This window comes from uncultured Intestinibacter sp., from assembly GCF_902468165.1.
Taxonomy (GTDB): Bacteria; Bacillota; Clostridia; order Peptostreptococcales; family Peptostreptococcaceae; genus Intestinibacter.
Genome location: NZ_CABQXJ010000002.1, coordinates 76,294 through 98,112, shown reverse-complemented (window position 1 = coordinate 98,112; position 21,819 = coordinate 76,294). Strand labels below are relative to the sequence as shown.

Here is a 21,819-nt window from a genome sequence, read left to right as displayed (position 1 = left end):
ACTTGGTGGGCAACCGCCTGGGAGAGTAAGACGTAGCCACGTAATCTTTTTTTATGCTCCAAATTAAATTCTTTAGAGGGATTAACTATACAAATCTCACAAACTTAACAAATTCTATTACATATCAACAAAATATAAATATATAGTAACAATACCAATATCCAATTATAAAGTAACATAAAATATGATAAACAGTCACAAAAATCACATAATAATATTTAAATAAATCAAACCCAATAATACAAAACCCAAATAAAATAACAAAAAGTCAAAAAGAAATAAAAAAAGTAAAAATGAAATGATATCAAAAGAATCAATACTGTCATAAATCATACAAATATTGTCATCAAAGTTACAAAATTGGTAAAATATGCTATAATTACAGATAAAATAGAATATTGATTGCCAAACTTCTTATTTGTTAAGTTATCTTATGAATAATTCATTATTTAGAGTAAGATATTTCTGATTCAGTGCTATATAGGGATATTTTATTTCAAGTGTAGGAATATTAAATTTCCAAGCACATAAGTATGGAAATATTGAATTTCTAGGGAATTTATTATTTAGATAATACAGGAGATCTGGCGGTTGATAAATCTATATTACAAATGAGTGATTTGAGGATATCACGAGAAATTATGGAGGCGAAAATGGGAGAAGCGGTAAATATTAAAGAGTATTTAGACATATTTAGAAGAAGAAAATGGATCGCTATTGTGACTATTTTAATTTGTCTAGGATTTGGGGGATATAAAACTTATAAAAATTATATTTCGTATGTGCCGACTTATATGTCTAATGTTACGATTAGGATTAATTCTATTAAGTCTATACAGGAGGATGAGAAAAAGATTAATACAAGTAGTAGTGATGATTCGGGGGATACTTCGGGTTATAGTAGTTCTGGATCTAGTAGTGGTTTAACAGCGGCAGAGGAGAAAGCAAAACAGGAGCAGGAGAAATTAAACAAGATTTATAGTGCTTATTCTGGTTCTGCGTCTATGGCGAATCAAAATATTGCGACTTCTTATTTGGGACTTGCTACTTCTAGTGATGTTAGAAAGAATGTGGCATCTCTTACTGGATTAAAGACTAGTCAAATTGGAACTATTACTGCTGCTCAAAGTGAGGAAATTCCACAGTTTATCAAGATGACTGTAACAACTTCTTCGCCTGAGGTTGCAAAACAAGTTGCGGAGGCTCTTCCTGAGGCTTATAATACTGAGCTTAAGAGAGTAATCAATTTGGACTGTGTTGAAGTTGTGTATAAGGCAAGTAATGGAAGTTTGATTCCTAGAAGTAGAGATTTAACTTTAGTTCAGGCTCTTGGGATAGGAATTGTTGTGGCTATATTTTTAGTATTATTATCTGAATGTTTAGATACTAAGATAAAAACTCCTGAGGATGTTGAGAAGTATTGGGATTTACCTTTGATAGGAACTATTCCAATGGATGATGGAAAGTCAAAGGGAAGACATACAGTTAAAGCTTAAAATTATAGATAAAGAATTTAAGGGGGATTAGCTATGGCAATGTTAGCAGCGTATGATGAAGGAAATTTTGAGTTAAATGAGTCGTACAGGGAGATTAGGACTTATTTAAGTATTAATAAAAATATAAAGACGATTTTGATTACTAGTGCTGAGATGGATGAGGGGAAGACGACTATTATTTGTAATTTGGCGAAGTGTTTTGCTGAGTTAGAGGGGGTTAAGGTTCTTCTTCTTGATTGTGACTTTAGAAAAAGGGGCGTTAGTAGATATTTTGGGATTGAGAATACTTTTGGTATTGCAGATATAGTTTTTGGATACAAAAAACAATCAGAATGTATTAAGAAGGTTGGAGATTTGGATATAATTACTTCTGGTGGAGTTCCTTCTAATACTTCTATTTTACTTAATTCTCAGTCTATGAAAGATACTTTGGCAAAGTTGAGAGAGGAATATGATTATGTATTTATTGATTCACCGCCTATATGCAGATTGAATGATGCATGTATAATTACTCAATATGTGGATGGGACAGTTTTGATAAATGCATCTAAGGCAATTGATGCTAAAGTTGCCAATATTACGTTGGAAAAGTTAAATAAAGTTGGGGCAAATGTTATTGGCGTTGTGCTAAATAAGTTTAGTGCACAGAAATACAGTTATTATAATAGTTATTATGGATATGCTGGATATTATGAGGACAAGCCTAAACGAGGATTATTTAAACGAAAAAAGAGAAAAAAACACAAAAAAAAATAAAGAATTATCAAGAAATATAAGGAATTTTTAATTTTTTGTAGAAATTTATAGATAGGTTTAGATTTAGTCTGCATTATAGAAATATTTATACCAAATAAATTAGGGGAATGATTTTAATCAAAAATAATCTTGTTAAGGGGGAAACAAAGAGATAATTTGGTCTAAATATAAGGGGGGAATATTATGATAATAAAACTTATGAAAGTATTAGACGATATTTCAAAAGATGCTGACAAGTGCAAGATGAGACAAATTATTTTATTAGCTATAGACGGGATTTTATGTGCACTTAGTTTTGTCATAACTTTGGCTTTGTTGGGGTTTGACGTTTCTAGGTTTTCATTAATACCGATAATTATATATGTAGCTATAAATGAAACATTTTTATTATTATTTAGATGCTATGACAGTCTGTGGAAATGTGGCGGAGAAAGAGAAGTAGCATCGATATTTGTCGCTTGTTTTTGTGCAGTGTTACCATCAGCAGCAATAATCGCACTAACACACAGTAAATTAAATCTAGCTTTTTATGTAGTAAATGTACTTATGATAATCGTAGCAATGGTATCTGTTCGAGTTGTTTATAGAACAATGAGAAGATTACTTATGTATATGCAAGTTAATCAAAATGCTCCTAGCTCATCTAGAGTTCTTATCGTTGGGGCAGGTAAGGCTGGAAACATGATATTGAGGGAGTTATTTGAAAATCCAGAATTAAAGAAATTACCTGTTGCAGTAGTAGATGATGACATACATAAAATAGGTAAATCAGTCTTTGGAGTACCTGTATTGGGGACGACTGAAGATATTTCTACAATTGTAGAAAGGGAAAATATCGACGAAATAATTATTTGTATTGCAAATATAAACGTAAAACGAAAAAGAGAAATTATAGATATTTGTAAAAATACGAGGGCAAAATTAAAGACTATTCCTGGAATTTATGAAATTATAGACGGAAAGGTTAATGTAACAAAAATAAGAGATGTTCAAATTGGGGATCTTTTAGGCAGAGAACCTGTCAAAATCAATTTAAGCGAAATGGACGACATCATCAACGATAAAATCGTAATGGTTACAGGAGGTGGTGGGTCTATTGGCTCAGAACTATGTAGGCAAATAGCAAAATACAATCCAAGACAACTAATCATAGTAGACATATATGAAAATAACGCATATGACATTCAACAAGAATTAATCAGACATTATCAAGAAGAATTAAATTTAAAAGTACTTATAGCATCAGTTCGTGATGAAGATAAGATGAATACAATATTTGAAAATTATAGACCAGAGATAGTTTTCCACGCAGCAGCACACAAACACGTTCCACTAATGGAGGACAGCCCTTGTGAAGCTATAAAAAATAACGTATTTGGAACGCTTAATGTGGCAAAATTGTCGAATAAATATAAGGTAGAAAAATTTGTATTGATTTCGACAGATAAAGCCGTAAACCCTACAAATATAATGGGTGCGACAAAGCGTTGTTGCGAAATGATAATACAATCACTTAACAAAACGAGCGACACAGAATTTGTCGCAGTGAGATTTGGCAATGTGCTTGGAAGTAATGGAAGTGTCGTACCACTATTTAAAAAGCAAATCGAAGAAGGCGGACCAGTCACTGTAACACACGAAGAAGTTACAAGATTCTTTATGACGATACCAGAAGCCGTATCGCTAGTTTTGCAGGCGAGTGCAATGGCGAAAGGTGGCGAAATATTTGTACTTGATATGGGCGAACCAGTCAAAATAATTGATTTAGCGAGAAATTTAATCAAATTAAGCGGATATGAACCAAATGTCGACATAAATATTAAGGTTACAGGACTTAGACCAGGCGAAAAACTTTATGAAGAAGTGCTTATGGATGAAGAAGGACTTACTCGTACATCGAACGATCAAATCAGAATCGGCAAACCGATAAAAATTGACGAGGTCGAGTTTAAGAGAGAGCTTAATATTTTGAAGAGGGTTGCTGAGAATAATCAAGATGAGAAGGTTGATATTATTATGAAGAGTATTGTACCGACTTATGTTAGAAGAGAAGAAGTTGTTGTATAGGGGGAATTTAGGTGTATAGATATTTAAAGAGAATTTTAGATATTATATTCTCTTCCATACTTTTAGTTTTAGGAGCGATTCCATTACTTATAGTTGCACTAATTATAAAGATAGATTCACCAGGAGAGGCATTATTCAAACAAGAAAGACTAGGACTAGGTGGAAAGACTTTTAAAATCTATAAGTTTAGATCAATGTGTGTGGGAGCTGAGAAAAAAGGAAGCGGAGTATACTCTGGGAAAAATGATGCAAGAGTAACTAGAGTAGGAAAAATTATAAGAGCTACTAGTATAGACGAGTTGCCACAATTAATAAATATACTTAAAGGTGAGATGAGCTTTATAGGTCCAAGACCTACACTTACATATCATCCTTGGAAATTAGAAGAATACACTGATTTCCAAAAAAGAAGATTTGAAGTAAGACCTGGAGTAACAGGACTTGCCCAAATAAATGGAAGAAAAGACATACCATGGGACAGACGTATAGAATATGATGTTGATTATGTAAATAATATGAGTTTTGTCCTAGACTTCAAAATATTACTAAAGACAATAGTGAAAGTATTTAAGATGAGTGATAATGTAAATACTTTTGAAACAGCAAAAAATAAAAATTCTTAGAGGTGACGACATTGCTTAAGCTCATGTATATAACAAATGATGAAGATGTAGCTAAGATTGCTGACAAGTACGGTGTTGATAGAATATTTGTCGATTTAGAACAAGTAGGCAAACAAGAGCGCCAAGGAGGAATGGATACAGTCCAATCAAAACATACATTAGAAGATGTAAAGAAGATAAAAAACTGTTTAAACAATAGTGAATTACTTGTTAGAAGTAATCCTATCTATACAAATTCAAAAGAAGAAATAGACACGATTATAAAAAATGGAGCAGATATAATAATGCTACCTTATTTTAAAACATGTCGAGAAGTACAAACTTTTGTAGATTATGTAGATGGACGATGCAGGGTATGTCTATTGTTAGAAACACCAGAAGCAGTAGAGATAATTGATGATATTTTAAATATAGAAGGTATAGATGAAATACACATAGGGCTAAATGATCTACATTTAGGATATAAAAAGAAGTTTATGTTTGAATTATTGACTGATGGAACTGTTGAATATCTATGTAGCAAGTTTAAACATAAAAATATATCTTATGGATTTGGTGGAATTGCTGGAATTGGACAAGGAACACTACCAGCAGAAGATATTATAAAAGAGCACTACAGACTTGGCTCTAGTATGGTTATTTTATCGAGAAGTTTTTGTAATACATCAAAAATTACAGATTTAAATGAAATAGATAAAATATTTAAAGATGGAGTTAGTGCAATTAGAAACTTTGAACAAGAAGTGAGCGAACACTTAGCTTATTTTGAAGATAATAAAAAATCAGTTAAAGAAATAGTTCACCAAATTGCCTATGGACAATAAAGAGGTGCATTTATGAAAACATTGATAACAGGTGCATTTAATTATTCAGAGGAACAAATTGAAAGACTAAACTCCATTGGATGTGAGACAGTATTTGTACAAGATGAAAGAGAAAAATTAGACATGGATGTCAGCGATATAGAAGCAGTAATTTGCAATGGACTGTTTTTATATAATGATATTTCAAAATTTAAAAGTCTTAAATTTATTCAACTTACAAGTGCTGGATTTGACAGAGTACCGATGGATTATATAAATGAAAATAAGATAGAAATCCATAATGCTAAAGGAGTGTATAGTGCTCCTATGGCAGAATGGGTTGTACTAAAAATATTAGAAATATATAAAAATACCAAGTTCTTTATAAGAAACCAAGACAATAAAGTTTGGGAGAAAAAACGAGACTTACTAGAACTTACAGACAAAGTTGTTGCAATAGTCGGCTGTGGAAATGTTGGAATCGAAGTAGCCAAGAGATTAAAAGCATTTGGATGTAAAACAAACGGTGTTGCAAGGAGACAAGTCGAGTATGACTATATAGATACTGTATATAGTATGCAAGAATTGGACGAAGCTTTGAAAGTTAGCGATATAGTAGTTTTAACAATTGCTTTAAATGAAGAAACAAAACATCTTTTTGATAAAGATAGATTTAAGGTTATGAAAGATGATGCAGTGTTAGTCAATGTGGCTAGGGGCGCTATTGTAAATGAAGAAGATTTGATAGAAGCTTTAAAGAATGGGAAGTTTTTGGGAGTTGCTCTTGATGTTATGGAAAGTGAGCCCCTTTGTGAAGAGAGTAGGCTTTGGGAGTTTGATAGGGTTTTGGTTACTCCACATAATTCGTTTGTATCTGATAGGGTTGGTAGTAGATTATTTGATTTGATGTGTGATAATTTGAATAAGTTTATCGCAGGAAAGGAATAAAGATTTGTATTATTTTATTAATTGTTTAAGAGCATTAGCAGCAACTTTAATAACAAACGCACATTATACTAATGTATATCCAATTTCTATTATAGCCAATGGTGGATTATTAGGAGATATATTATTCTTTGCAGTATCAGGATTTTGTTTATATAATATAAAATTAAAATTTATACCATGGTACAAAAAAAGAATATCTAGGATATATCCATCTGTGATAATAGTAACAGGTGTATATATATTGATGAAATTTTATACCTATAATGGAATAAAAGGATTGTTTAATTTATTGATATATCCAACAAAATACCATTTTGTTATTTCTATTATGATATTGTACATATTTTACTATTTTACAATAATTTTATCTAGGAAGAATGAAAATATAACAATTGATAGAGTATTTTTTATGACAATTATAATACAGTTCATAGTATATGTTGTTATATATGATAAATCTTATTACCATATAGATTCAGTTTACGAACCTATGATTAGGTTTTTATTTTTTGAAGCAATGTTGATAGGAGCTAAATTTAATGAATTAAAATTTGCATATATAAACAGAAAAGAAAGCAAAGCGCTTTTAAAAATAATAGTTACATTTATTATATATTTTGCTTCTAAACTTGTTTTTTCAAAATATCAAGTAATAAGTCAATATCAAATTTTAAATCAATATATCATTTTATTACTAATGGTTTATATTTTCAAATATTTTATATCTATAGAAAATAAAATAAAACAGCTACCAAAATCTATTTATAGATTTATAAAACTTATTTCAGATATAACTTTAGAAATATATTTAGTACAAAGTGTTATAATAGCACAATTTGAAAATTATATATTTCCAGTAAATTTTATAGTAATAACATTAACAATATTAATTAGTGCATATTTAGTTTATACAGTAAAAAATAAACTTTTTGATGTTATAGATCATCTGCGCTGAAGAGGAGTGGACAATGGCAGTATATTATTCAATGATTTTATGGGTTGTATTTATAGGATTAATAGGTGAATTTAGTGCAACATTAAAAAAAAATGAATTAGGGGAATATGAAAAACATATAAGTAAGGTATTTGTTTTTATTGCAATGGCATATATTGTGTTTATGGTTGGGATGAGAAGTGGAGTAGGTGACACTCCTGCATATATAAAAATGTTTGATGATATGCCAAGTAATATAACACTATTTTCGCCAGAACAATATACAAAGGATAGAGGATTTACTATTTTAAGTATATTATTTAAACAATTTATATCACAAGATTATCATGTATGGTTATTTACTATAGCAGTTATAAGTGGATTAGCAGTAGCAAAAGGCGTATATAAATATTCTAGTAATTACTTTTATAGTTTATTTTTATTTATTGTAATGGTTCAATTTGTCTGGATGTTAAATGGAATGAGACAGTTTATAGTAGTTTCTATTTTATTTTGTAACTTAGATTTGATTGTAGATAGAAAACCAATAAGATTTTTTATACTAGTTGCATTGTTATCGACAATACATGTAACTGCATTAATTATGATTCCAGTTTATTTTTATGCTCAAATAAAACCTTTTACAATGGAGCAGTTAATAGCAATAGTTATAATTTTAGTTGTTGGTTTATCTATAGATAAAATAGCAGCTGCATTTTCATATACATTAGAAGATACAGCATATGAAGGATACCTAGATGCTGCTGCAACATCTAATGGGTCAAATATATTGAGAAGTATGGTTGCAATGTGTCCTTTTGTTTTAGCATGGTTTGGACGAAAAAATATACTTGATAAAAAATCAAAACTTATAGATGTATCTATAAATATGTCCTTGGCTTCAGGATTACTTTACTTTATTTCATCGCTTTCAGGTGGGATACTTATTGGAAGATTACCTATATATTTTGATATGTACAATATAATCTTATTACCATGGCTAATACAAAATATATTTGAAATAAAAGAAAAAAGACTAGTTTACTTTATAGTTAGTTTATGCTCTATAGCCTTTTTCTATTATAAAGTAAAAGTAGGTATGGGAATGGATTATGTTAGTGATATATTAAATTTATATGTGAAATAGAGGAGATATAGGATGAAGATTTTATTTGTAGCAACAGTACAAAGCCATATATGTCAGTTCCATTTACCGATAATGTATATGTTGCAGCAAAATGGATATGAAGTTCATGTTGCAGCTAGAAATAATTTGGCAGAGAAAAATGGATTATCAATGAAATATGCAGATAAAGTATTTGATGTTCCTTTTGAAAGATCACCATTTAATACTAAGAATATTGGTGCATATAAACAACTAAAAAAGATTATGAAAGAGGAAAAATACGATATTGTACATTGTCATACTCCAGTAGGTGGTATTTTAGCCAGACTTGCTGGTCGAAAATTTAGAAAAGATGGACTTAGAATTATATATACTGCACATGGTTTCCATTTTTATGATGGTTCCCCAAAGAAGAATTGGATTATATATTATCCAATCGAAAAATTTATGTCGAGGTATACTGATGATTTAATCACTATTACAGAAGAAGATTATAAATTGGCTAAGGATAGAAAGTTCAAGGGAAATATCCATCATGTGCATGGTGTTGGAGTGAATACTGATAAGTTTGTCAAGTTATCTGATGAAGAGAGACAGAAACTTAGAGCGGAGAAGGGATATACTGATGAATTTATTATTTTATGTACAGGTGAACTTAACAAGAATAAAAACCAAGCTACACTTATCAAGGCTATGGACGAAGTTGTTAAAAAACATCCTGAAGCTAAGTTATTATTGGCGGGAAATGGACCAGAGTATTATAACTTAGTTGAGTTAATAGAAAAGTTACACCTGGGTAATAATGTTGAGTTGCTTGGATATAGAACAGATATTCAGGATTATGTTAATATTTGTGATTTAGTTGTTTCTGCTAGTCATAGGGAAGGTCTTCCTCTTAATATTATGGAGGCTATGATTTGTGGAAAGCCTGTGATTGCTTCTGATAATAGGGGGCATAGGGAATTAATAAAGAATAAAGAAAATGGCATTTTAGTTAATTTAAAAGAAGAAAATTTATTTTATAAGGATATTTGTACAATTATAGAAGATGAGCAGATAAGAAATAGATTTTCTAAAAATGGATTAAAATATATAAGTTTATTCAAAGTTGAAAATGTAAAAAAAGAGTTAAGAGAAATATATAATATTTAAATTATAAAGAAAGGAATTAATATGATAAGAGTACTACAAGTTGTGACATATATGGGGCGTGGTGGACTTGAGACTATGCTTATGAATTACTATCGAAATATTGATAGAGATAAGGTTCAATTTGATTTTCTAACTCATCGTGATGAAAGATGGGATTATGATGATGAAATTGAATCACTTGGCGGCAAGATTTATCATCTTCCAAAATTAAATCCTTTCAGCAAGAATTACTTAAATGCTTTGGATAAGTTTTTTAATGAGCATAAGGAGTATCAGATTGTGCATTGTCATCAGGATTGTTTGAGTGGAGTTGTGCTGAAGGTGGCTAAGAAGAATGGGGTTAAGTTTACTATTGCCCATAGCCATAATGCCAACCAAGATAAGAATTTGAAGTACTTGATAAAATTATTTGAAAAAAGAAAAATTCCTAAATATGCAGATAAGTTGTTTGCATGTGGTAATGAAGCAGGAAGATGGATGTTTAATACTGATAATTTTGAAGTGTTAAATAATGCGATTGATACAGACTTATATACTTATAATGCAGAGAAAGCATCTAAGGTTAAAAAAGAATTTGGTATAGAAAACAAATTCGTGGTTGGTCATGTTGGACGATTTAATCCACAGAAAAATCACGAGTTTTTGATAGATGTATTTAATGAAATACAAAAGATAAAAGAAGACAGTGTATTGATGCTTGTCGGAGATGGTGATTTAAGACAAGAGATTGAGAAGAAGGTACAAGATTTGGGACTTAGTGAGAAGGTTATATTTACTGGTATTAGATCTGATGTAAATGATTTGATGCAGGGGATGGATGTGTTTTTATTTCCTTCGCTTTATGAGGGTTTAGGAATAGTATTAATAGAGGCACAAGCTGCTGGATTAAAATGTATTATTTCAGATACTATACCTAAAGATGGTATCATTACAGATGATGTTTTATCATTAAGTTTAAATCAAAGTCCAGTAATATGGGCAAATGAAGTATTGAAATATAAAGGATATAAGAGAAGTAATAATAAAGAGCTTATAGAAAAAGCAGATTATGATATAAAAAATAATGCTAAAAAATTGGAGCAATTTTACATACAAAACACAAGGGGGTAATTATGGCTATATTAACAGTTTTTACTCCGACTTATAATCGGGCATATACACTTCATAAATGTTATGAAAGTTTGAGAAAACAGACTAAAAAAGATTTTATTTGGTTGATAATAGATGACGGTTCAACTGATAATACAAAAGAATTAGTCTATAGTTGGTTAAAAAATGATAATGAATTTGAAATAAGATATGTGTATAAAGAAAATGGTGGAATGCATACTGGACACAACAAAGCTTATGAACTTATAGATACCGAGTTAAATGTATGTATAGACTCAGATGATTATATGCCAAATGATGCAGTTGAGAATATATTAAGTTTTTGGGAAGATAATCGAGATAACAATTACTCGGGAATAATAGCATTGGATATGTTTGAAAATGGAGAAATAATAGGTAAGAAGTTACCAGAACAAAAAAGTACAACATTAAGTGGATACTACTATAATGGAGGAAAAGGTGATAAGAAACTTATATATAGAACTGATATTATAAATAAATATCCAGCTTATCCAGAGTTTGAAGGAGAGAAGTTTGTTCCTTTGGATTATAAATACTTGCTTTGTGATCAAGACTATGAGTTATTGATAATGAATAAGCCTGTTTGTGTGGTTGAGTATATGGAGGATGGCTCTAGTAAGAATATGCTTAGACAGTATTATAGAAATCCGAGGGGATTTGCTTTTATGAGAAAGGTGCATATGAAGTATGATAAGGGATTTTTAAAGAAGTTTAAGACTTGTATTCATTATGTATCGAGTAGTTTTATAAGTAAGAATAGAAAGTTTTTAAAAGAAAGTCCGAAAAAAGGAATGACAGTAGTAGCAATACCATTTGGTTTTTTGCTTTACTTATGGATTAAACATAATAATAAGTAGAGAGTGTAGCATTAATATATAAATGATGGGATAAAGAGGTATATATATGAAAAGGATATTATTTGTTATTCCCAATTTAATGCATGGTGGTGCAGAAAAAGTACTTATTAATTTGGTGAATAATTTAGATGAAAATAAATATGATATAACTTTACAAACAATTTTTGATGTTGGAGTAAATAAACAATATTTAAATAAAAATATTAAATATAAATATGTATTTAAAAAGTTATTTAGGGGAAGTACAACAATTTTTAAGTTATTTTCAACAAAATTTCTATATAAATATTTAATAAAAGATGAATATGACATAGTTATTTCATACTTAGAAGGTCCTACAGCAAGAATTATAAGTGGATGTCCTTATAACAGCAAAATAGTTAATTGGATACATACAGAGATAAAAGATGAACAACAACTTTCTTTGGGATTTAGAAATAGTGATGAGGCCAAAAGGAGTTATGGTAAGTTCAATAAAATTGTATGTGTATCTGATACTGTAAAACAGATTTTTTTAGAAACATCAGGATTAAATGGAACTAATATGGATGTGCTTTATAATACAAATGAAACGGAGCAAATTCTTGAAAAGTCTAAAGAGAATGTAGATGATGTTGTTTTTGATAAGAATACAATAAACATATGTTCAGTTGGAAAGATAACAAAAGTAAAAGGATATGACAGATTAGTGAGAGTTCATAAAAAGCTTATTGATGAAGGACTAAACCATCATATATACATATTGGGAATTGGCGAAGATGAAGATAAGATTAATAAATATATCGAAGAAAATAATTTACAAGGTACATATACATTATTAGGATTTAGAGATAATCCATATAAATATGTGGAAAAATGTGATTTGTTTGTATGTTCTTCATTGAGAGAAGGATTTAGTACTGCAGTTACTGAGTCTTTGATAGTTGGAACGCCCGTAGTTAGTACATTATGTTCAGGTGCCCAAGAACTTCTTGGTTATAACAATGAATATGGTTTGGTTGTTGAAAATAGCGAAGAAGGAATTTATGAAGGAATTAAAAAACTTTTGGAGGATAGGGAATTATTGACTTATTACAGGAAGAAGGCTACGGAAAGAGGTAGTTTATTCTCGAAGGAAAAGACTGTTAAAGCTGTTGAAAATATGATTGATTCATTATAGGAGATGGATATGGAAGATTATAAGGTAAGCGTTATTGTAGCAGCATATAATATTCAAGATTATATAGTGAAATGTTTGGAGAGTATATCTAATCAAACTTATAAGAACTTGGAAGTTATTGTTGTTGATGACGGGTCAAGCGATAATACTGGAAAATTGGCTGATGAATTTGCTAAAAATGATAATAGATTTATTGTTATTCACAAGGAAAATGGTGGAGTTTCTAGTGCTAGGAATACAGGAATTGATGTTGCTAGTGGTGATTTTATAGGATTTGTTGATGGTGATGATACTATTGAAGCTGATATGTATGAAATGCTTGTTAATAATGCTATAAAGTATGATGCAGATATATCTCATTGTGGATATAAGGTTGTAGAAAAGGATAGAGAAATTCTATTTTATGATACGAAACAAATTATGATTCAGGACAGAAAAAAAGGATTGGTAGACCTTTTCGAAGGAACTATGATTGAGCCTAGTTTATGTAATAAAATATTTAAGAGGAGTATAGTTGGTGATATTAGATTAGATGAAAGTATAAAGATTAATGAAGATTTATATTTTAATGTACTTTTATTTGACAAAGCTAATAGGTCTGTTTTTGAAGATAAGGCAAAATATAATTATATGAAAAGGGAGAATTCAGCAACCACTTCTAGTTTAAATAATATTAGGAGGGTGACTGATCCTAGAAAAGTATATAAAATGATTAGAGAATTATTTAGAAATGATATTGATATATTACCTTTTGCAGAAAAAATGGATATAGGAAGAAATATAAATATATATAATCTATTAACTTTAGAAAAAGATAATTTATTTTTAAAACTAAGACGTGAAGTACGGGATTACATAAAATTAAAGTATAGGAATGTAAAAGATAATAGATTTATTGATAAAAAAATGAGATATATGATGTTTGGAATTTTATATCTACCACATATATATAGTCTTATATATAAAGTTTATTTTTATAAAAAATATATGAATTAGATATAAAAATTAATATGCAAAGCAGGTGAAATTATTGAATCAAAAAATAAGTGTAATTGTTCCAATTTACAAGGTTGAAGATTATCTACATAGATGTGTAGATAGTATTATTAATCAAACTTATACTAATTTGGAGATAATTCTTGTTGATGATGGCTCTCCTGATAACTGTCCTATGATATGTGATGAGTATGCTGAGAAGGATAACAGGATAAAGGTTATTCATAAGAAAAATGGTGGGCTGTCGGATGCTAGAAATGCAGGTCTTGATATTGCTACGGGAGAATATATTGGATTTGTAGATAGTGATGATTATATATCATTGTCTTTTTATGAAAGGTTAATGAATATAATGATAGTTACCGAATCTGATATAGTTGAATGTGGAGTTAAAAAGTTTAAAGATAGTAATGAAATATGTGATGTTAAATATGAAAACTTAAATTTTAGTACTTTTAGTACATTAGAAGCTATGCAAAATTTAATTACAAATCACATTTTATCTACAACAGTTTGGAATAAGATTTATAAGAGGGAAATTATAGATAAACTAAGGTTTAAAGTAGGAAAGACTAATGAAGATGATTTTTATACTTATTTAGCATTTGATAATGCTAGTAAAATTACAAAATTAAATGAAGAGTTATACTACTATTTACAAAGAGAAGATAGCATAATGGGAAAAAGATATAAGTTAAATCGTTTAGATGAGATAGAGGCAAAATACGAACGACTTAAATATATAGAAGAAAATTATAAAAATTTAATTTTATTAGCTAAAAAAGATGTAATGTTTGGGTGTTTATATGCCTATCAACAATTATTGAGAAATGGAAAAAAAACAGATATTAAAAAGGGACAAGTTATTTTAAATAAATATATTGACAAAATTTTATTTACAAAAGATGACTATATGAATTTAGATATTAAGAATAAAATTTGGATGAAACTTGAGAAGAAATCATTACAAGGCACTTGTAGATTGAGGAATTTTTTTAATATAGGTGTATAAGGAAAAGGAGTATATTATGAAGATTGCAATAAGAGATGATGATACATCATTTTATACAAATCCTGAAGATTTAAAAAAAGCACATGAATTTTTAGGAGATATTCCAATATCTTTATCAGTTGTTCCATTTACAGTAAAAGATCATACAGGGAATAAACCATATGGAAATATAGATGATCAATATCAAAAATATATGGGAATAGATAAAAATAAAGAATTGGTTGAATTTTTAAAGGAAAAAGTAAAAGAAGGAAAATATGAAATTCTTTTACATGGAATCAATCATGAATATAAAAAGATAGATAATGAATGGGTTCCAGAAATGCTATTTAAAGATAAAAATGAATTAATTGAGAAGGTTAGTGAAGGTAAAGATTATTTAAATAAAACATTTAATACTGATATAAAGGTATTTGTGGCACCGAGCAACGCCATAGATAAGAAAGGTATTATAGCAGTTGAAAAAAATAATTTAAACTTTTCTGGGATAATAAGACATAGAGATAGACCATTATCATTTAATTATTTTGTAAGTTATATAAAAAGATGGTCATATAGAGCATTTACTGGGTTGCAATATGGTGGAGTGTTGCATTATGGAAAACATGATGAATTAATTGCTTATCCTGTAAGTCGTTTTGAACAGTTATTAAAAGAATATGAGGGATGTAAAAAACATAATCATCCATTTGTTATATTTACTCATTATTGGGATATTCTTAGGAACAAAAATGAAAGAGATGCAGTGAAAAAAATAATTGATATTGCTATTAAGGATGGTGCGGAGCCTGTATTATTATCAGAGTGTTTTAAATAGTAAACTTTAATGCAGAATAATTATATAAAATATAGAGGATACGGTATGGAGGATATTATGAAGAAGATAATGTTAGCCTTCGGGACAAGACCAGAGGCAATAAAAATGTGTCCATTAGTAAAGGAATTAAAAAATAGAAAAAATATAGAAGTCATAGTATGTGTAACTGGACAGCATAGGCAAATGCTAGATCAAGTTTTAGAAGTATTTAATGTTATACCAGATTATGATCTTTCTATAATGAAAGAAAAGCAAACTTTATTTGATGTAACAACAAGTATATTAAATAAAATAAAAAAAGTATTGGAATTAGAAAAGCCAGATGTTGTATTGGTTCATGGTGATACATCAACAACATTCGCAACAGCTTTGGCTTGTTTTTATCTTCAAATACCTGTTGGACATGTTGAGGCAGGTCTTAGAACATATAATATTTATTCTCCATACCCAGAGGAGTTTAATAGACAAGCTGTTGGAATAGTTTCTCAATACAATTTTGCTCCAACAGAAAATTCAAAAATGAATTTACTAAGAGAAGGAAAAAAAGAAGAAAGTATTTATGTCACGGGGAATACAGCTATAGATGCTTTAAAAACTACTGTAAGAAAAGATTATACTCATCCAGAGTTAGAGTGGGCGAAAGATAGTAGATTAATAATTTTAACAGCTCATAGAAGAGAAAATTTAGGAGAACCACTTTATCAAATGTTTAGAGCTATAAAGAGGATTGTAGATAAATATGATGATGTAAAAGTTATCTATCCAATACATATGAATCCAGTAGTGAGAAAAGCAGCAAAAGAAATATTTGATGGTGAAGATAGAGTACATATTATAGAACCATTGGATGTGATTGATTTTCACAACTTCTTAGCTAATTCGTATTTAATTTTAACAGATAGTGGTGGAATACAAGAAGAAGCACCTTCATTAGGAAAACCAGTTCTTGTTATGAGGGATACTACTGAAAGACCAGAGGGAATAAAAGCTGGTACGCTTAAATTAGTAGGTACTGAAGAAGAGAATATTTACAATGAATTTGAAAAACTACTAACTGATAAAAGTGAGTATGAAAAAATGAGTAAAGCATCTAATCCTTATGGTGATGGTTATGCTTGTAAAAGAATTGCGGATATTTTAGAAAAATAATAAGGGAGAGAAATATGGCAACAGATTTGATTTCAATTGTTTTACCGATTTATAATGGTGAAAAATATATGAGGGAAAGTATTGACAGTATTATAATGCAATCTTATCAAAATTGGGAACTTATTATTGTCAATGACTGTTCAACAGATAATACTGCTGAAATAGCTAATGAGTATGTAAAAAAGGATAAAAGAATTAAGTATTATAAAAATGAAAAAAATATGAGATTACCAAGAACTTTAAATAGAGGATTCTCATTGTCAAAAGGTGATTATTTAACATGGACATCTGATGACAATTTATTTAAACAAGGTGCTTTTGAAAAGATGGTTAGTGCATTAAAAAATAATAATGCTGATTTTGTTTATGCTTCTTATGAAACTATAGATGAAAATGGAAAGTATATTGATTATGTAAAAACAAATAAAAATGGAAAATATGAAATAATAGGACATAATGTAGTAGGAGCTTGCTTTATGTATACTAGAAGAGTATATGAAACTATAGGTGAGTATGATTATAATTATACCTTAGTGGAAGATTATGATTACTGGCTTAGAATATTTGCAAAATTTAATGTTACCAATATAGAAGAAGTTTTATACTCATATAGATTCCATAGCGCAGCTTTAACAAGCACAGAAAGAGCTGATAAAATTAATAGTGTATGTGAAGAGGTAATACTTAAAAATAGACCTAGTTTCGGAAGGTTAAATGCTTTACAAAAGTATTATTTATATAGTGGTTTGCATGAATGTAGACAATTGATGTTAGAAGATAAAGATAAGTATAAAAGTAAATATAAAATATATAGTACTTATTATTTATTATTTTATAGAGTACCAAATAAGATAAAAAAGATTTTAAAAAAATAGAAAGAAAGTTGCATTAAGGGGAGATAAAATGACACAAGTAAATTTATATTATCATGGTGGAAGTGAAAATCATGGATGTGAGGCAATTATAAGATCTACAAACAAAATATTGAATATGCCGTTGAATTTATATTCAACATCACCAAAAGAGGATATTTTTTATGGTGTAGATAAAATTATGAATGTTAAAGAGGATAGAATTATTGAGGTATGTAAGCCTTCATTAAAATATTACGTATCTGCATTAAATATAAAATTATTTAATTCTACAGTAAAAAATACATTATATAGAAGACCAATGCTTTTAGAAAATATACAAAAGAATGATATATATATGTCTGTAGGCGGAGATAATTATTGTTATGCAGGAATAGAACAATTATCAGATATCAATTATATTATCAATAAAAAAGGTGCAAAAAGTGTATTATGGGGATGTTCAATAAACCCAGAAGTAATTAATGGTGATTCAATTCAAGATTTAAAACGTTATAGTATGATTATCACACGAGAATCAATAACGTATGAAGCTTTAAAGGATAAGGGAATAAATGATAATGTTTATTTATACCCAGATCCAGCATTCCAATTAGATAAACAAGATGTAATTTTACCTAAAGGATTTATAGAAAATAAAACAATAGGCATAAATCTAAGTCCTCTTATATGTGATTATGAACAAAATAGTGGACAAACTATGGCAAATTATGAGGCTTTAATAAAACATATTATAGATACAACAAATTATCAAATTGCATTAATACCACATGTTGTAAAAGGTGATAGTGATGATAGAAAACCTTTAAAAATATTATTTGAAAAATTTAAAAATACGAACAGGGTTATATTAATAAATGATGCAAATTGTATGCAATTAAAAGAATATATATCAAAATGTAAGATATTTATAGGGGCAAGGACACATGCAACTATAGCTGCTTATTCAACTTGTGTACCAACATTAGTTGTAGGATATTCAGTTAAGGCAAAAGGTATAGCTAAAGATATATTTGGAACATATGAAAACTATGTATTGCCAGTTCAATCATTAGAAAAAAAAGATGATTTAATTAAAGCATATGAATGGCTATCAAATAATGAAAAAGAAATAAGAGATCACTTAGAGGATTTTATGCCACAGTATTGTAAAAGGTCATTAGAGGCAGGTAAAAAAATTAGGGAGTTGATTAAGTAATATGGGAAGCTTTTTATTAATAATATTAATTTTATTTTCAGTATTTAGTTTTATTATATTTGCAATAGATTTATATTTCTACTTATTAGATAGGTATTGTAGATTTCATATAGGAAGATGGCAAAATGATAATGAATGGATAAAAGCCATAGAAAAAATATGTGTTAAATGGACAAAAAGAACACCTACAGTCAAGATTACAGATAATAGCAAGTTAATTGCAATAGACATGATAAATGGCAAATATAGAAGTAAAACAATACAATCTTGGCAAATAGGTGGCATATTATTAGGTCTTAAAGAAAGTAATGATAAAGATTCAAAAGAGGCAGTTGATAAGGTAATAAAAAATTTAATTAAGGAAGATGGTAATTGGAGAGTAAATCCAACAAATGTAGATTGTGGATTATTATCATATGCTATTTTAAAGAATTGTAAAGATTATAAAAAAATAAAGCCAGCAATGGATTTTTCTATATCATTAATAGAAAATAATATTTGTGAAGATGGTATGGTGGCATATCTTACAGATAAAAGTATTAATGAAAGATATATTGATACGTTAGGGTTTATTTGTCCATTTTTACAGTTATATTCTAATATATATGGATATGAAAAATTCTCAAAAATATCTTTAGAACAAATAAATCAGTATAATAAATATGGTTTATTATATGATACATACTTGCCTAATCACGCATATAATCCCCAAAATAAATTACCTTTAGGAGTATATGGTTGGGGTAGAGGTGTTGCGTGGTATGTAATTGGCCTAATTGATACATATATAGAAATGAAAGATAGTAATGAAAAATTATTACTAAAAGAAAATATAAAAAAAGTTGCTGATAGTTATATTAATTATCAGAGAGAAGATGGTGGATTTGGTAGTATTCTTCAAAATGAAAGGACTTATGATAGCTCTGCAACTGCTGTTTTAGCATATTTTTATTCAAGATGCTATGAGATATTTGAAAATGCCAAATACTTAGATGTTTCTAATAAATGTTTGCAAAAAATAAAATCAGCTACTAGAATCACAGGAAAAGTTGATTGGTGTCAAGGAGATACAAAAGGTATAGGAGTTCATTCTCAAACATTTGATATAATGCCTTTTGCACAAGGATTTACATTAAGAGCTGCATTAATTAACTTAGAAAGGAAATAATATGGCTATAAAATCAAGAACACAAAATTCAATATTAAATATCCTTACAGGATTGGGTGGATATGTAATAAATGCTGTCTTAGGTTTTGTGTGTAGAATAGTATTTATTAGATGTCTAACGGCAGAATATTTAGGTATTAGTGGACTATTTACTAATATATTAACGATGCTATCTTTAGCTGAATTAGGTATAGGAAATGCTATTGTATTTGCACTATACAAACCACTTGCTACGAATGATGAATCTAAAATTGCATCGTTAATGAGATTTTATGCAAAGGCATATAGGATAATTGGTATTGTAGTAGCTATATTTGGATTGTGTATGATTCCTTTTTTAGGAGTAGTAATTAAAGATCCACCACATATAAAAGAAAATTTATATATTATATATTTAATTTATTTATTTAATACATCTAGCTCTTATTTCTTTAGTTATAAAAGCTCTTTAATTATGGCAGATCAGCAAAATTATATAGTTACAGGGTTAAATTATATTATTACAATACTTCAAAGTATTATACAAATGATTTATTTATTTGCAACAAAAGAATATATGGGATATTTAATTATTCAAACCATAGGTACATTTTCATTTAATTTTATAATATCTCATATTGCCGATAAAAAATATCTGTATATAAAAGGAAAAAATATAAATCCATTAACTAAAGGAGAGAGTAAAGAATTAACTGGTAATATAAAAGCATTAACTATATGGAAACTAAGTGGATTATTGGTTAATAATACAGATAATATAATAATTACATATTTTAATGGATTAGCGACAGTAGGGCTTGTATCAAACTATACATTACTTTCAACAACATTAAATACATTATTAAATCAGATATTTAACGGAATTGGAGCAAGTGTTGGAAATTATAATGCAATTGAATCAAAAGAAAAAAAACTTGATATGTTTAATTTTATAAATTCAACTAATTTCTGGTTATTTGGATGGGCGACTATTGGAATAGTAGTATTATCAAGTGATATTGTAGGAATTTGTTTTGGGATGGATTATATACTACCATTTAACATTCCATGTATAATAGCACTTAATTTTTATATGATAGGAATGCAAAGTGCAGTATGGACATATAAAAATGCTATGGGTTTATTTATACAAGGAAGATATTTATTAATTGTTACGGCTATTCTAAATTTAGTATTATCAATAATTTTAGGAGATATGCTTGGATTATTTGGAATATTACTGGCTACAACTATATCTAGATTACTTACTAATACATGGTATGATCCATATGCTGTGTATAAATATGGTCTAAAAGAAAATCCAAAGCAATATTTTAAAAAATATATAAGTCTTTTTTTACTTATGATAATAACTTTGTTAGGAACTTTATTTTTATGCAGCTTTATAAATTCTACAGGTATATTAAAAGTAATAATAAAAACTATTATTTGTATTGTGTTTCCAAATACTGTTTTCCTAATGTATTTTTATAGAAAAAAAGAATTTTCTTATTTTAAAGATGTTATAAAAAGAATGATTAAATTATTTTTAAGGAGTAGATAGGGGGAAATATAT

20 protein-coding genes are annotated in these 21,819 nt (G+C 28.5%); all 20 read left to right on the top strand.

Annotated elements, in window-relative coordinates:
• Positions 1-611 precede the first annotated feature (611 nt).
• The 20 genes from RDX53_RS00890 to RDX53_RS00795 all read left to right on the top strand — a co-directional run bounded on the left by RDX53_RS00890 (position 612) and on the right by RDX53_RS00795 (position 21,807).
• Positions 612-1,496 (top strand): hypothetical protein, encoded by an 885-nt coding sequence (locus RDX53_RS00890; protein WP_307993518.1) that lies wholly within the window; start codon positions 612-614, stop codon positions 1,494-1,496.
• 33 nt (positions 1,497-1,529) lie between these two features.
• The gene (locus RDX53_RS00885; protein WP_295575980.1) at positions 1,530-2,252 is read left to right on the top strand and encodes a CpsD/CapB family tyrosine-protein kinase; all 723 of its coding nucleotides are present in this window, start codon (positions 1,530-1,532) and stop codon (positions 2,250-2,252) included.
• A 183-nt stretch (positions 2,253-2,435) separates the two neighbouring features.
• The gene (locus RDX53_RS00880) at positions 2,436-4,319 is read left to right on the top strand and encodes a nucleoside-diphosphate sugar epimerase/dehydratase (protein ID WP_307993517.1); all 1,884 of its coding nucleotides are present in this window, start codon (positions 2,436-2,438) and stop codon (positions 4,317-4,319) included.
• Positions 4,320-4,330: 11 nt separating this feature from the next.
• The gene (locus RDX53_RS00875) at positions 4,331-4,942 is read left to right on the top strand and encodes a sugar transferase (protein ID WP_307993516.1); all 612 of its coding nucleotides are present in this window, start codon (positions 4,331-4,333) and stop codon (positions 4,940-4,942) included.
• A 23-nt stretch (positions 4,943-4,965) separates the two neighbouring features.
• Positions 4,966-5,766, top strand: a complete 801-nt coding sequence (locus RDX53_RS00870) for an aldolase/citrate lyase family protein (RefSeq protein ID WP_307993515.1) — start codon at positions 4,966-4,968, stop codon at positions 5,764-5,766.
• Between the two features lie 12 nt (positions 5,767-5,778).
• Positions 5,779-6,693, top strand: coding sequence for an NAD(P)-dependent oxidoreductase (locus RDX53_RS00865; protein WP_307993513.1), 915 nt, complete (start codon positions 5,779-5,781; stop codon positions 6,691-6,693).
• A gap of 4 nt (positions 6,694-6,697) precedes the next feature.
• Positions 6,698-7,648, top strand: coding sequence for an acyltransferase family protein (locus RDX53_RS00860; RefSeq protein ID WP_307993512.1), 951 nt, complete (start codon positions 6,698-6,700; stop codon positions 7,646-7,648).
• 13 nt (positions 7,649-7,661) lie between these two features.
• The gene (locus RDX53_RS00855) at positions 7,662-8,774 is read left to right on the top strand and encodes an EpsG family protein (protein WP_307993511.1); all 1,113 of its coding nucleotides are present in this window, start codon (positions 7,662-7,664) and stop codon (positions 8,772-8,774) included.
• Between the two features lie 12 nt (positions 8,775-8,786).
• A complete protein-coding gene (locus tag RDX53_RS00850; RefSeq protein ID WP_307993510.1) occupies positions 8,787-9,905 on the top strand; it encodes a glycosyltransferase family 4 protein in 1,119 nt (372 codons plus the stop codon).
• A gap of 21 nt (positions 9,906-9,926) precedes the next feature.
• A complete protein-coding gene (locus tag RDX53_RS00845) occupies positions 9,927-11,015 on the top strand; it encodes a glycosyltransferase family 1 protein (protein WP_307993509.1) in 1,089 nt (362 codons plus the stop codon).
• 2 nt (positions 11,016-11,017) lie between these two features.
• On the top strand, positions 11,018-11,893 hold the full coding sequence (locus tag RDX53_RS00840) for a glycosyltransferase family 2 protein (protein WP_307993508.1): 876 nt from the start codon (positions 11,018-11,020) through the stop codon (positions 11,891-11,893).
• Between the two features lie 46 nt (positions 11,894-11,939).
• The gene (locus RDX53_RS00835; protein WP_307993507.1) at positions 11,940-13,052 is read left to right on the top strand and encodes a glycosyltransferase; all 1,113 of its coding nucleotides are present in this window, start codon (positions 11,940-11,942) and stop codon (positions 13,050-13,052) included.
• A gap of 9 nt (positions 13,053-13,061) precedes the next feature.
• Positions 13,062-14,048, top strand: coding sequence for a glycosyltransferase (locus tag RDX53_RS00830; protein WP_307993506.1), 987 nt, complete (start codon positions 13,062-13,064; stop codon positions 14,046-14,048).
• A 34-nt stretch (positions 14,049-14,082) separates the two neighbouring features.
• Positions 14,083-15,060 (top strand): glycosyltransferase, encoded by a 978-nt coding sequence (locus RDX53_RS00825; protein ID WP_307993505.1) that lies wholly within the window; start codon positions 14,083-14,085, stop codon positions 15,058-15,060.
• 16 nt (positions 15,061-15,076) lie between these two features.
• Positions 15,077-15,877, top strand: a complete 801-nt coding sequence (locus tag RDX53_RS00820; RefSeq protein WP_307993504.1) for a DUF2194 domain-containing protein — start codon at positions 15,077-15,079, stop codon at positions 15,875-15,877.
• 57 nt (positions 15,878-15,934) lie between these two features.
• A complete protein-coding gene (gene wecB / locus RDX53_RS00815; protein WP_307993503.1) occupies positions 15,935-17,026 on the top strand; it encodes a non-hydrolyzing UDP-N-acetylglucosamine 2-epimerase in 1,092 nt (363 codons plus the stop codon).
• A 14-nt stretch (positions 17,027-17,040) separates the two neighbouring features.
• Positions 17,041-17,901 (top strand): glycosyltransferase family 2 protein, encoded by an 861-nt coding sequence (locus tag RDX53_RS00810; protein ID WP_307993502.1) that lies wholly within the window; start codon positions 17,041-17,043, stop codon positions 17,899-17,901.
• A 28-nt stretch (positions 17,902-17,929) separates the two neighbouring features.
• Positions 17,930-19,096 (top strand): polysaccharide pyruvyl transferase family protein, encoded by a 1,167-nt coding sequence (locus tag RDX53_RS00805; protein WP_307993501.1) that lies wholly within the window; start codon positions 17,930-17,932, stop codon positions 19,094-19,096.
• A gap of 1 nt (position 19,097) precedes the next feature.
• Positions 19,098-20,264 (top strand): glycoside hydrolase family 88 protein, encoded by a 1,167-nt coding sequence (locus RDX53_RS00800; protein ID WP_307993500.1) that lies wholly within the window; start codon positions 19,098-19,100, stop codon positions 20,262-20,264.
• Between the two features lies 1 nt (position 20,265).
• Entirely contained in the window at positions 20,266-21,807 is a 1,542-nt protein-coding gene (locus RDX53_RS00795; RefSeq protein ID WP_307993499.1) for a sugar translocase, read from the top strand.
• Positions 21,808-21,819 lie beyond the last annotated feature (12 nt).

What these genes read in the sequence shown, in the direction of transcription:
- RDX53_RS00890 (WP_307993518.1), top strand. Translation starts at nt 612, where the DNA reads ATGAGTGATTTGAGGATATCACGAGAAATTATGGAGGCGAAAATGGGA.
- RDX53_RS00885 (WP_295575980.1), top strand. Translation starts at nt 1,530, where the DNA reads ATGGCAATGTTAGCAGCGTATGATGAAGGAAATTTTGAGTTAAATGAG.
- RDX53_RS00880 (WP_307993517.1), top strand. Translation starts at nt 2,436, where the DNA reads ATGATAATAAAACTTATGAAAGTATTAGACGATATTTCAAAAGATGCT.
- RDX53_RS00870 (WP_307993515.1), top strand. Translation starts at nt 4,966, where the DNA reads ATGTATATAACAAATGATGAAGATGTAGCTAAGATTGCTGACAAGTAC.
- RDX53_RS00865 (WP_307993513.1), top strand. Translation starts at nt 5,779, where the DNA reads ATGAAAACATTGATAACAGGTGCATTTAATTATTCAGAGGAACAAATT.
- RDX53_RS00855 (WP_307993511.1), top strand. Translation starts at nt 7,662, where the DNA reads ATGGCAGTATATTATTCAATGATTTTATGGGTTGTATTTATAGGATTA.
- RDX53_RS00850 (WP_307993510.1), top strand. Translation starts at nt 8,787, where the DNA reads ATGAAGATTTTATTTGTAGCAACAGTACAAAGCCATATATGTCAGTTC.
- RDX53_RS00845 (WP_307993509.1), top strand. Translation starts at nt 9,927, where the DNA reads ATGATAAGAGTACTACAAGTTGTGACATATATGGGGCGTGGTGGACTT.
- RDX53_RS00840 (WP_307993508.1), top strand. Translation starts at nt 11,018, where the DNA reads ATGGCTATATTAACAGTTTTTACTCCGACTTATAATCGGGCATATACA.
- RDX53_RS00835 (WP_307993507.1), top strand. Translation starts at nt 11,940, where the DNA reads ATGAAAAGGATATTATTTGTTATTCCCAATTTAATGCATGGTGGTGCA.
- RDX53_RS00830 (WP_307993506.1), top strand. Translation starts at nt 13,062, where the DNA reads ATGGAAGATTATAAGGTAAGCGTTATTGTAGCAGCATATAATATTCAA.
- RDX53_RS00820 (WP_307993504.1), top strand. Translation starts at nt 15,077, where the DNA reads ATGAAGATTGCAATAAGAGATGATGATACATCATTTTATACAAATCCT.
- wecB (WP_307993503.1), top strand. Translation starts at nt 15,935, where the DNA reads ATGAAGAAGATAATGTTAGCCTTCGGGACAAGACCAGAGGCAATAAAA.
- RDX53_RS00810 (WP_307993502.1), top strand. Translation starts at nt 17,041, where the DNA reads ATGGCAACAGATTTGATTTCAATTGTTTTACCGATTTATAATGGTGAA.
- RDX53_RS00805 (WP_307993501.1), top strand. Translation starts at nt 17,930, where the DNA reads ATGACACAAGTAAATTTATATTATCATGGTGGAAGTGAAAATCATGGA.
- RDX53_RS00800 (WP_307993500.1), top strand. Translation starts at nt 19,098, where the DNA reads ATGGGAAGCTTTTTATTAATAATATTAATTTTATTTTCAGTATTTAGT.
- RDX53_RS00795 (WP_307993499.1), top strand. Translation starts at nt 20,266, where the DNA reads ATGGCTATAAAATCAAGAACACAAAATTCAATATTAAATATCCTTACA.